This is a genomic window from Sphingorhabdus sp. (assembly GCF_046596595.1).
Taxonomy (GTDB): Bacteria; Pseudomonadota; Alphaproteobacteria; order Sphingomonadales; family Sphingomonadaceae; genus Sphingorhabdus_B.
This window is the reverse complement of sequence record NZ_JBKJMB010000071.1, coordinates 1-11,160: the sequence shown is the minus strand read 5'-3', so window position 1 is coordinate 11,160 and position 11,160 is coordinate 1. Positions and strand designations below refer to the sequence as shown.

Below are 11,160 nucleotides of genomic sequence, written 5' to 3'. Positions count from 1 at the left end.
CAGAAAACCGTGATGCAAATCTTGGCGTCAGGGCTTTCCAGATATGGTTGGTTTAAGTCGAGGTTTTAGTCCGACTGCTGACGTGTGATGTATCACATCCCGTTGTGAATCAGTCCCATTAGCTGATCGCCCGTTCCGACAATCATCCGCTGGTGATCGCGCGTATAGTTGTCGCGTGCATTGTAATAGCCGACGATCTTCCGAGTCTTGTCCCGGGCAACCCGCTCCGACGCTCCATCTTCGATATATCCAATGATCATGAGTTGCTTATTCCGAATAACAGTCTCAGCCATGGTTGCTCCTTTGAGTTGAACCCTGAGTTTATATCAGGACATCAAAAAGATGAACTAAAAGAACTACTTGACGTATTCCAGAACTGGAGCATAGCCTTTTGATATGGATAAACGCGTCGCCATCTACACTCGTGTCTCAACAGATAGTCAGACTGTTGAGAACCAACGTCTTGAACTTCAAGCAGTGGCGGATCGTCTCGGTTGGACGATCGTTGCAGAACTTGCTGATGAGGGAATATCAGGCGCAAAGGGTCGGGATCAACGACCAGCCTTCGACCGTCTCATGCAGATGGTAACGCGCAAAGAGATCGATCTCATCGCATGCTGGTCAGTTGATCGGTTGGGACGCTCATTGCAACATCTCGTGAGCTTCCTTGCTGAGATCAATGAAAGAAACGTCCATCTGTATCTCCACACGCAGGGTCTTGATACCTCAACCTCAGCAGGTCGTGCGATGTTCTCAATGTTGAGCGTCTTCGCCGAGTTCGAACGCTCAATTTTGCGCGAACGTATTATGGCTGGCTTGAAGCGTAGTTCCAAGCGAAGTGGCCGCCCCCCGCTTGATCCTGAAAAAGCTGAACTGATCAGGGCAACACTCGCCAGTGGACTGAGCATCAACGCTACTGCACGAAAGCTCAAAGCTGGCGTTGGGACCGTTCATCGGATCAAGGTGAAGATGGCTCAAGCAGCATGATGTCAAACGATAATAAAACGATCGAAGACGCTCCCGCCATCGTTGCCCTGAATAATGATGAATCATCCGCCCAGACCATCATCGAACGCCCGCAAGGTGAACCAACGTCAGGGGATGGTGCGGGTAATGATGTGCAAGATCATGGACCTGTCAGGACCGTTCCCTTCGCCCGCTCCAGTTTTTTGCACATGTCATACAACAGTCTTTGCGGTCCGATGTGATCCGCAATGACTGTCGTTGCTTATGCTCCGCGCACAAACGTGCTGCGCGTCAGGCGCGTGACCAAACCTGCCAACCCGTCATAGCTTGCGCGGTGATAGGCTGAATCGGGCGCCAACTGCGCTGTCAGGCGGCGGTGGGCTTCGCCTAAGGCGTGGTAGGGCACGCTGGGGAGCAAATGGTGCAGCGCATGGTAGCGCAGACCCACAGGCGCCCAGATCGATGCCAGCACGCCCGGCGGCGGTACATTGACGCTGTCAAGGAATTGCGCGGTGACACTCAACGGCTCGCCATCATTTTCCCATAAATGAGCAACCAATGTGCGCACCTGGTTCAGCACCGCAACGCTCGACACTATGGCAAGAAAGATCAGAAAGGCATTCAGAGGGATGATGCCTGTAAACACGCATGTCAGAAGCACAATCGACCAAATGCTGGCGGCGGTTTCCTGAATAATCCAGTTGCGGTGCGCTTCGCCCTCGGCAGGTCGGCGGCGGAAGGCGGGATTGATGGCAAGTCCTGAGTAACGTTCAACAACAATCTTGCGCAACGCCGGAATGAAAAGCGAAAGCGGCGCGAGCACGGCGTTGCGAAACAGCAGTGCGATCGGCGCAAGCAGCGATACCACAATGAACAGTGGCAAAGTCCACGGCTTCATCAAGGCAAGCGGCAGATATTCAGGGTCCTGATCGGTTCCGTAACGCGTGCGTGCATGGTGGAGATTATGAATCCCCTCATACATGTAGGACGGCACCAAAAGCGGCACACCAATGACGGCGTTAAAACCAAAGCGAAAACCCGGGAGGGCGGAATGCTTTACGTGCGTGACTTCGTGGATGAAGCCGCCAGCACGATAGAGCGCAAGCACCGAGACCAGAGCAGCGGCGCATTGTAGCCAGACATTGCCACCAAATATAGCGACTGCAAGTCCAGCATAGCCCACAAACGCCGATGCAAGGAAATCGGACCAGAATATGCGCGGATTGGGTGTGCCAAGGTCGCGAGTCAGTTCAGCAACTGCACGCAGCATCGCTTTGTCGTCGGGTACGCGTTTCAACACCGCTGCCCGATCCGCCACATCGCTGCCCTGCAAGGCATCTTGAAGGGGACTAATTGCAGTTAACGATACATCATTCATACGCGATTCGATTTGTCCAACGGAAGTCATGTCCTTCCAGATAGGCATCAGTCGTGGCGAGAAAATGGCAGAATGTGCGAATTATGGCGCGTTTGTATCAATCAGTGTTATCGGCTTTTTGCAAAACTGGTCTGATGCGCGCAAAGATTACGCGACGGCGTGCGCCGCCTCTCGGCTCCCTGAAATGCGTCCAAATAATGAATTGACCAATTCACGGCCGTCAGCATCCGAGTCGTTTACTGCATCGAGGTTGCGACCCTGTGAAGTTCCCGGCTCCCAAGTTACCAACGGATCATAGCCTTCGGTAATTTCGCCAAGCTGGTCCTGCACATTGGTTTGTCCAAGAACGATAATTCCATCGCAACGCCCTGAGTCCGCCATGCGATTCAACCAACGGGGATCAGACTCGTCCGCAGTCATAAGCAGCAGGTCATAACCCCGATCGGTCAAGGCCGAGCTGATCGATGCGAGCATCGATACGCAAATTGGTTCGCGCTTGGGGTTTTTCACCTGCTTTTTCGCAGGAATCACAACTGCGATTGCGCCAGTTCGTTTTGTCCGCAGGTTGCGGGCCAACGCATTGGGTTTGAAATCATGTTCACGGGCAATGGCCTGAATTCGATCGCGGGTCTTGCGCGCAATCAAATGAGAATTTGCAAGTGCACGGGACACTGTCCCCGGCGATACGCCAGCTAATTGTGCCAATTCGGTAATGTTGCGAACCCGGGAGCCGTTTTCCACAATTTTTCCTTAACTAAGCTTCACTGAAAAGCGGGAAAATATTTGGGCTCAGGCAATCGTTGCTGCGCACCTAAAATTCCCCCGACACATGGAGGATGAACGCAGCTGAAGATGAATTGTTCCTGATAGAGGCGTATGGAAGGCGCGAAAGCCCAACGGCAGATGTGCAGACTTGTCAGCCAATAGTTCGGCGCTAAACCATCTGCATGTTAGGCGTCTGCTATTATCCCGAACATTGGCCCGAGGCATATTGGGAACGCGATGCGCAGCGAATGCGCGACCTTGGCCTGACATATGTCCGCATCGGCGAATTTGCGTGGGGACGGATTGAAAAAAGCGAGGGTGTATTTGACTGGGATTGGATGGACCGGGCGGTTGGCGTATTGGCGTCGGCTGGCCTGAAAATTGTGCTGGGCACCCCGACGGCGACGCCACCCAAATGGTTATGCGCAAAATATCCGGATATTCTGCCGGTGGACGTTCACACCGGCCAAGTGCGGGGCTTTGGTTCGCGGCGGCATTATGATTTCTCCAGCGAGACCTATCTGGTGCAGGCCGAACGCATAACGGCGCAGATGGCCCGGCGATATGGAGACCATCCACATGTCGTCGGCTGGCAAACCGATAATGAATTATGTTGCCATGATACCCTCATGAGTGCGGCGCCAGTCGCGCTAGAGAAATTTCGCGCATATTGCGCGCATCGCTATGGCAATATCGACGCATTGAATGCCGCGTGGGGCAATGTTTTCTGGTCGATGGAATATGACAATTTCGACCAAATCGAATTGCCGTTTTTCACCGTTTGCGAGACGAACCCCGCGCACAGGCTGGCTTACCGGCGCTTTGCCTCGGAACAAGTGGTAAGATTTCATGACGTCATGGTGGCAGCCATTCGCCGGCACGCTGGACCAGAACAATGGGTCACGCACAACATCATTCCGCCAGCGACGACCGGGGTCGACAATGCCGCACTGACCCGGGAACTCGACTTCGTAAGCTATGACAACTATCCGCTCGGCTTTTCCGACCAGCTGATGGCTAAAGCGTCCGCAGAGGATTGGAAGCCTTTCATGCGGACCGGGCATCCTGATTTGGCCGCGCTGAACTTCGATTGCGTTCGGGGCCTTTCAAAGGGCGCGTGGTGGGTGATGGAACAGCAGCCCGGCCCAGTGAACTGGGCACCACACAACCCGCGCCCCGCGCCGGGCATGGTGCGCCATTGGACGCTTCAGGCCTTCGCCCATGGCGCAGCCTGCGTTGCCTATTTCCGTTGGCGGCAGGTGCCGTTTGCGCAGGAACAAATGCATGCAGGGCTTTTGCGGCCGGATGACATGCCCGCTGCTGCTTGGGCGGAAGTTGAGCAGGTCGCTGCCGAAATGAAGTTGCTGGGTGATTTGACTTTGGTCGCGCCCAAGGCGCACGTCGCTATCATCATTGATCCCGTAACGGGCTGGGTCGACGATATCGAACGGCAAGGGACCGGCTATCGATATGATGCAGTGGTGTTCCAATATTATCGGGCATTGCGCGGACTTGGCGTCGATGTCGACTTTGTTTCCGCAGGCGCGGCACAACTTGACGGCTACAAGATCATTGTTGTGCCATCGCTTGCTGTTGTCGATGATGCGGCCATGGCCGCCTTGCAGGCAAGCCACGGGTTGATCCTTTTTGGCCCGCGCTCCGGTGCAAAGACTGATGAATTTTCTATAAGCGAGGGCCTCCCGCCGGGCCAGTTACGCGCATTCGTTCCGATAAAGGTGATTTCAGTGGAAACGCTTCGCCCCGATTGCAACGGCACGATCAGCTATAAGGGGAAAGCCCATGACAGCGGCCGATGGCGTGAAACCATTGAAGCAGGCGACGCTGACGTCATAGCGACCTATGAAGATGGCACGCCCGCAGCGGCGCGCTCAGGACGGAGCATATATCTTGCGACTTTAACCGATGACGCTTTTCTTCTGAACCTGTTGGTCGATCTGTGCGCTGAGGCAGACATCGCCAGAATTCCGCTGCCGCCAACAATGCGGTTGCGTCGGCGGGGTGATTTGACCTTTGCGTTCAATCTGGCCGACACACCAGCGCATGCGCCAGCAACCGGTGGCGTCGAGTTCGTTATCGGCGGCCCAGAGATCGAACCCTTTGGTGTGGCTGCCTGGCGTTAGCGCTCTTTGGTGGCGCTGAATTTCAGGTCAGGATGTTTTTCCTGCTGATAGCCGACGTCCCAGGATGATCGTGCCATAAACACCGGATGACCATCGCGGTCCTTGGCCATATTGCCGCCATTGAACGACACAAACTGCGCCAATGCACTTTCCGAACCAATGAGCCAGCGTGCGGTGTCATAAGGCGCGGCCTCCAGAAAGGCATCGACCTTATATTCCGCCTCAAGCCGCGAGATAAGCACATCCAGCTGCAGCTGACCGACAACGCCGATCACCCAGTTCGAACCGATTTCGGGATAAAATACCTGAATCACTCCTTCTTCGCTGAGGTCATCCAGCGCCTTACGCAATTGCTTGGTCTTTGTCGGGTCGCGTAAAACAACCCGCCGCAATATTTCAGGTGCAAAGTTGGGAAGCCCTGTAAAGCGCACTTCGTTTCGCTCGGACAAGGTATCGCCAACACGCAGGGTGCCGTGGTTGGGAATGCCGATGATGTCGCCGGGCTCGGCGCTGTCCGCAATTTCGCGGTCCTGTGCAAAGAACAATATTGGTGAATGGATCGCGACCGGCTTTCCAAGTCCTGACGGCGTGAGTTTCATGCCGCGCTTGAAGGTACCCGAACACAGCCGCATGAAGGCGATGCGATCGCGGTGCTGCGGGTCCATATTGGCCTGCACCTTGAAAATGAAGCCAGTGACTTCCTTCTCCGACGGGTCAATATTGCCTTTTGAGCTTGGCTGCGGACGGGGCGGCGGGGCGTAAGCGGAAATGGCATTGATCAATTCGATAACGCCAAACTCTTTTAATGCAGAGCCAAAATATACAGGGGTCAAATCCCCATTTTGGAACGCCGTCAGGTCAAACTCCGAATATCCCGCTTGGGCAAGTTCGGCCTCTTCGCGCAAACGCCGTACGCCCGCGGGTGTCAACACCTGTTCCAGACTGGCGGCGTCGAGCCCTGAATGGTCGCTTGTCTTGCCTTCAAAAGCCTTGCTGTCGCCCGATGGCTGGCTCAGGCGACCGCTGTTAAAATCATACAGGCCTTCAAATTCGCCTCCCATGCCGACTGGCCAATTCATGGGGCACACATCAAGCGCGAGCGCGTCGGCGACCTCGTCAATCGTTTCGAACGCCGCGCGACCTTCGCGGTCAACCTTATTCACAAACGTAATGATCGGCACGCTGCGCAAGCGGCACACTTCGAAAAGCTTGCGCGTCTGCGGCTCGATGCCTTTGGCGGCGTCGATTACCATGATGGCGGAATCAACGGCAGTCAGTGTCCGGTAGGTGTCTTCTGAAAAATCCTCATGCCCCGGCGTGTCGAGCAAGTTGAAGACGATGCCGTCCTTCTGGAATGTCATGACCGACGAAGTTACCGAAATACCACGCTGCTGTTCGATCTTCATCCAGTCCGACCGGGCACGGCGGGCCTGACCGCGCGCCTTGACTTCGCCAGCCAAATGGATGGCACCGCCTTGTAGCAACAGTTTTTCCGTCAGCGTGGTCTTACCTGCATCAGGGTGGGAAATAATGGCAAATGTCCGGCGGTTCAGCGTCATGCTGCGCGGCTTAGGGAGGATTGATTAACGCTTCAACCCGTTTGTCAGCAGGTCCGCGGCAATATTGGCGACGTCGCCGACATCGCGATCTTCGCCCATCACGCCATAACGCAGGCCCAGAAACACGTTCATGCCGACAATTGCCCATGCGTGCACTTCATCGACGTCATCGCGTAGCTGGCCATTTGCAGCAGCATCTTTAAGGCTTTTGAGATAGCCGTCGACAGTATCCTCATAATGAGCGCGATAACTGGCGGGGTCGACAAATTCAGCCTCGTCGATGATGCGGTAGAGTTCCTTATGCTCGCGGACGAATTCGAGGAATTTGGCCAAGCCTTTGCGTTCCCCTTCAAGCCGGTTGGGTTCGGCTGCCATCACTGGGCCCACAGTGTGGCGAACCTGCGCTGACATGTCGCGCACCAACGCGCGGAACAGCGAATCTTTCGAATCAAAATAGGTGTAGAAACTGCCAAGCGCCACGCCGGCGCGCTGGGTAATCGAGACGACGGAGCTATCGTGAAAGCCCTTTTCGCCAAACTCGGCTGCAGCCGAATCAAGCAACAAACGCAATGTCTTGCGCCCCCTTTCGGTGCGCGGCGTTTTTCCGGCGGGTGTCATTGTTGCTGATATGCCACGTTCGGCAGACATTCGCTACTGCTCCTATATCCTATAAGTTGAAACATGGTTCAACTTTCAATATAGGCGAATTTGTTAACGGGTAAAGACCCGCATTTGTGGAGGAGAGTTACTAATGAAATCCCCTAAAATTTCCGTGATTCGTGCCGCTTTATTAGCGAGCATTGCTTTATCCGGTGTTGCATGGATGGCTCCAGCAGCAGCGCAGACAGCGACAACCGCCTCAGATGAATCTGACGATGGGGATGTAATCATCGTCACCGCGCGTCGTCGTGAGGAGAATCTGCTCGACGTGCCGATTGCCGTCAGCGCCTTTTCAGGTGAATCGCTGGAGATGCGCGGCGCGCTCGACATTACCGAAATCGGCAACATCACGCCCAACACGACGCTTGAAACGTCACGCGGCAGCAATTCGACGTTGTCAGCCTTCATCCGCGGCATCGGCCAGCAGGATCCGGTATCCGGATTTGAACCTGGCGTTGGCATCTATCTGGATGATGTCTATCTCAACCGGCCGCAGGCGGGTGTGCTCGACATCTATGATGTGGAACGGATCGAAGTTCTGCGCGGCCCGCAAGGTACGCTTTATGGCCGCAACACCATTGGTGGCGCGGTTAAATATGTAACCAAGCGCTTGCCTCAGGAATTTTCTCTGAGCGCGCGGGCAACAGTCGGTACTTATAAGCAAGCCGACGGCGTGTTGACCGTGTCGGCCCCGATTGGTGATGTAGTGCGCGTTGGCGGCAGTGTTGCGCGCCTGTCACGCGGCGGCTTTGGTGACAACCTCACAACGGGTCTGGAAAACTACAACAAGGATCTGTGGGCTGCGCGCGGCACTGTTGAGCTTGGCGGCTATGGCGCACCTGTTTCCATCCGCATCAACGGCGATTACACGCACGACAAGAGCGATCCGCGCGGCGGCCATCGCTTGATCCGCGGTCTTCAGTCTGGCGCGCCTGTGCTCGACAATGTGTACGACACGCGCGGGGGGCTTGTTGACCCAAAACAGGACATCGAAGCTTATGGCCTGTCGATGAACATCGCCGTGGATTTGTCGGATGCACTGACGCTCCGTTCGATCAGTGCTTGGCGCAAGGATGATACATTTACGCCAATTGATTTCGACGCATTACCTGCGGCAGACGTTGACGTCCCCGGCGGCTATTTCAACGAGCAGATCAGTCAGGAAGTTCAGCTTCTGGTCGATGCCGGACCATTTAGCGGGATGGTCGGCGCATATTATCTCGACGCCACCGCCGACACATTGTTCGACGTGCGGCTGTTCACCACCCTGGCTGGATTGACCGCGTTTACAAAGGCCGCTGTCGATACCGAAACCTATGCCGTCTTTGGCGACTTCACATATAATTTCACTGACCAATTGAGCCTTTCAGTCGGCGGCCGCTATACTTGGGACGAACGCACGGCGAACATATTGCGGCAGAACTATTTGGGCGGCGGCTCGCCCTTCTTTGGGGGTGCAGGCGTGCCATTTGGCGGCGCTAGCACCAACTTTAATGGCAAGCGCAGCTTCAAGAAGTTCACTCCGCGGGTCTCTATCAGCTTTAAGCCAAGCCCGGATCACAATATCTACGCAAGCTTTAGCCAGGGCTTCAAAGGCGGTGGTTTTGACCCACGCGGCGTTGGTACTAACGCGCCTGACCTTAACGGGAACGGTATTCGCGGCGAAAATGACGAAGTTGCAGCGTTTTTGAGCTTCCGTCCTGAAAGCGTCGACAGCTACGAAGTGGGTTATAAGGGCAATCTGTTTGACGGTGGCCTGACCTTCGCGCTGGCTGGCTTCTATGCCGATTATAGTGATGTCCAGATCCCGGGATCCGTTGCCTGTATTGTTGGAGGACTACCTTCATTCTGCGGCGTTACGTCCAATGCGGGTAAAGCTACCTTCAAGGGTGTTGAGCTGGAATTCAACGCACGCTTGGGTGAAAGCTTTGCCACCGATGGAGACCGTCTGAACCTGCTTGGCGCGGTTGGCTATATCGACGCACAATTTGACGAATATATCGCCAACATCGCCAGCGTTCCAACCGATGTGGCGGCATTCCGCAATGTGCAGAACACGCCAAAATGGACGGCAAGCGCGACGCTTGCATATATGACACCCGTCGGCGCCGGACGGTTGAACCTGGGCACAACGGTTTCCTACAGAAGCAGGACATCACAGTTTGAAATACCCAATCCCTACATTGATCAGTCCGGCTATGCCTTGGTGGACGCAAGCCTGGTCTACACCTCGCCCGATGATCGCTGGAGCATTGGACTGCACGGCAAGAACCTGACCGACAAGGAGTATAAGACGTCGGGCTACAGCTTCATCGCGGGCAATGCGACGACGGGTGTACCGACCCTTGGCACCAATGGCTTGCCGCTTGCGTCACTTGGCCGTGAGGGAACGTTGACTGCCTTCTACGGCAATCCGCGGCAAGTATTCCTGACGGCTGGCGTGAAGTTCTAAACCAACGCCAATTCGCATGACAAAGAAGGCCGGGTGTAAAAGCCCGGCCTCTTTTTTATCCGCGGAGTGCAGCGCCCAATTTGGCGGCGGCTGCAATGACCTTGTCCGAAATGGTCTTCAGATCATCGTCGCTATAGCTTTTTTCGGTCGGTTGAAGCGTGACTTCGACTGCAAGGCTTAGCTGACCCTCGGGCACGCCTTGCCCATCAAAACGGTCAAACAGCCGAACCGCAACGATATTTTCCTTATCGCACCCCTTGATCGATCGGACCAGATCTTGCGCAGGCAAATCGCGCGATACCAGAAACGCAAAGTCGCGGGTGACCGCCTGTAACGCAGGTGGTGTAAACGCCGGACGCATGAAGCCCGACGCCTTTTTGAGCGGGATGGCATCAAGGAAGATTTCCGCAGCCACAATGTGACCATCAAGGTCAAACGCCTTTGCCGTCGCTGGATGCAGCGTTCCAAACGCGGCCAATATGTTTTTTGGACCCATGCGCAACGTTGCCGACTGGCCAGGGTGATAATGCGCGCCGGCTTCACCCATCACCAGCAATCCATCGGTGGCAACTCCAGCAGCCTTGAGTAAAGCAATTGCCTCGGCCTTTGCATCGAATGCGTCAAAGCGCACGGCTTTGCCCGTGGCCCAGTTGCGGGGTGTGCGTTCACCTGCCAGTATTATACCGGCCGTGACGCGCTCGTCGCTCGCGCCGTCCGTTCCCGCCAGATAGCGCCGCCCGATCTCGAACAGCCGTACCGACGATGCGCCGCGGTCCATGTTGCGCTGCGCTGCGGAAAGCAGCCCGGGCAGCAACGAAGGCCGCATCACTTTCATGTCTTCCGATATCGGGTTTGCGAGGCTCCAGACACCTCCACCAAAAGCATCTGCCGCTTTCTCTGGCAGGAAGGACCAGTTGATCGCCTCATTCAATCCACGTGCCGCTGCCGCGCGCCGCACTTGGCGTTCCAAAGTCTGCGCCGGTGTTGCGGTGGGTTTCGCAACACCATCTGCGCGCGGCAAGGGCACCGACACAACATTGTCGAGGCCAACCATGCGGACGACTTCTTCCACAATGTCGGCTGGACCGTCGACGTCACGACGCCATGACGGTACCACTATAGTCCAGTCAGAACTGACGGAAAAACCAAGCCTTTCGAGGATATTACGCTGCTCTTCAGGGGATACGTCCACCCCGCCAAGTCGCCGACAATAATCGGTGTCATATGAAATGTTGCGCG

10 protein-coding genes are annotated in these 11,160 nt (G+C 55.6%); 4 read left to right on the top strand and 6 right to left on the bottom strand.

Going from position 1 to position 11,160, the window contains the following annotated elements; all coding sequences use genetic code 11:
- Window positions 1-92 precede the first annotated feature (92 nt).
- Window positions 93-293 (bottom strand): hypothetical protein, encoded by a 201-nt coding sequence (locus tag ACLL9E_RS07465; RefSeq protein ID WP_411291113.1) that lies wholly within the window; start codon window positions 291-293, stop codon window positions 93-95.
- 103 nt (window positions 294-396) lie between these two features.
- On the opposite strand from ACLL9E_RS07465, the gene ACLL9E_RS07460 reads away from it, so the two are divergent.
- Both ACLL9E_RS07460 and ACLL9E_RS07455 read left to right on the top strand, forming a co-directional pair.
- Window positions 397-987, top strand: coding sequence for a recombinase family protein (locus ACLL9E_RS07460; protein WP_411291112.1), 591 nt, complete (start codon window positions 397-399; stop codon window positions 985-987).
- Window positions 984-1,208: a hypothetical protein gene (locus ACLL9E_RS07455; protein ID WP_411291111.1), complete on the top strand. Its 225-nt coding sequence runs from the start codon at window positions 984-986 to the stop codon at window positions 1,206-1,208. The genes ACLL9E_RS07460 and ACLL9E_RS07455 overlap by 4 nt, the downstream gene beginning before the upstream one ends.
- A 20-nt stretch (window positions 1,209-1,228) precedes the next feature.
- Here the strand turns inward: ACLL9E_RS07455 and ACLL9E_RS07450 are convergent, their stop codons facing one another.
- Window positions 1,229-2,374, bottom strand: coding sequence for a fatty acid desaturase family protein (locus ACLL9E_RS07450; RefSeq protein WP_411291110.1), 1,146 nt, complete (start codon window positions 2,372-2,374; stop codon window positions 1,229-1,231).
- A 117-nt stretch (window positions 2,375-2,491) separates the two neighbouring features.
- Window positions 2,492-3,085, bottom strand: coding sequence for a LacI family DNA-binding transcriptional regulator (locus ACLL9E_RS07445; RefSeq protein WP_411291109.1), 594 nt, complete (start codon window positions 3,083-3,085; stop codon window positions 2,492-2,494).
- A gap of 206 nt (window positions 3,086-3,291) precedes the next feature.
- On the opposite strand from ACLL9E_RS07445, the gene ACLL9E_RS07440 reads away from it, so the two are divergent.
- Window positions 3,292-5,250: a beta-galactosidase gene (locus ACLL9E_RS07440; protein WP_411291108.1), complete on the top strand. Its 1,959-nt coding sequence runs from the start codon at window positions 3,292-3,294 to the stop codon at window positions 5,248-5,250.
- Here the strand turns inward: ACLL9E_RS07440 and ACLL9E_RS07435 are convergent.
- Both ACLL9E_RS07435 and ACLL9E_RS07430 read right to left on the bottom strand, forming a co-directional pair.
- Window positions 5,247-6,809: a peptide chain release factor 3 gene (locus ACLL9E_RS07435; protein ID WP_411291107.1), complete on the bottom strand. Its 1,563-nt coding sequence runs from the start codon at window positions 6,807-6,809 to the stop codon at window positions 5,247-5,249. The genes ACLL9E_RS07440 and ACLL9E_RS07435 overlap by 4 nt on opposite strands.
- Before the next feature lie 24 nt (window positions 6,810-6,833).
- The gene (locus ACLL9E_RS07430) at window positions 6,834-7,457 is read right to left on the bottom strand and encodes a TetR/AcrR family transcriptional regulator (RefSeq protein ID WP_411291106.1); all 624 of its coding nucleotides are present in this window, start codon (window positions 7,455-7,457) and stop codon (window positions 6,834-6,836) included.
- A 103-nt stretch (window positions 7,458-7,560) separates the two neighbouring features.
- On the opposite strand from ACLL9E_RS07430, the gene ACLL9E_RS07425 reads away from it, so the two are divergent.
- On the top strand, window positions 7,561-9,921 hold the full coding sequence (locus ACLL9E_RS07425; RefSeq protein ID WP_411291105.1) for a TonB-dependent receptor: 2,361 nt from the start codon (window positions 7,561-7,563) through the stop codon (window positions 9,919-9,921).
- A 55-nt stretch (window positions 9,922-9,976) separates the two neighbouring features.
- Here the strand turns inward: ACLL9E_RS07425 and ACLL9E_RS07420 are convergent.
- Window positions 9,977-11,160 (bottom strand): phenylalanine--tRNA ligase subunit beta (locus ACLL9E_RS07420; RefSeq protein ID WP_411291104.1); only part of this gene is annotated, 1,184 nt, incomplete at its 5' end.

What these genes read in the sequence shown, in the direction of transcription:
- ACLL9E_RS07430 (WP_411291106.1), bottom strand. Translation starts at nt 7,457, where the DNA reads ATGTCTGCCGAACGTGGCATATCAGCAACAATGACACCCGCCGGAAAA.
- ACLL9E_RS07465 (WP_411291113.1), bottom strand. Translation starts at nt 293, where the DNA reads ATGGCTGAGACTGTTATTCGGAATAAGCAACTCATGATCATTGGATAT.
- ACLL9E_RS07440 (WP_411291108.1), top strand. Translation starts at nt 3,292, where the DNA reads ATGTTAGGCGTCTGCTATTATCCCGAACATTGGCCCGAGGCATATTGG.
- ACLL9E_RS07425 (WP_411291105.1), top strand. Translation starts at nt 7,561, where the DNA reads ATGAAATCCCCTAAAATTTCCGTGATTCGTGCCGCTTTATTAGCGAGC.
- ACLL9E_RS07435 (WP_411291107.1), bottom strand. Translation starts at nt 6,809, where the DNA reads ATGACGCTGAACCGCCGGACATTTGCCATTATTTCCCACCCTGATGCA.
- ACLL9E_RS07450 (WP_411291110.1), bottom strand. Translation starts at nt 2,374, where the DNA reads ATGACTTCCGTTGGACAAATCGAATCGCGTATGAATGATGTATCGTTA.
- ACLL9E_RS07460 (WP_411291112.1), top strand. Translation starts at nt 397, where the DNA reads ATGGATAAACGCGTCGCCATCTACACTCGTGTCTCAACAGATAGTCAG.
- ACLL9E_RS07455 (WP_411291111.1), top strand. Translation starts at nt 984, where the DNA reads ATGATGTCAAACGATAATAAAACGATCGAAGACGCTCCCGCCATCGTT.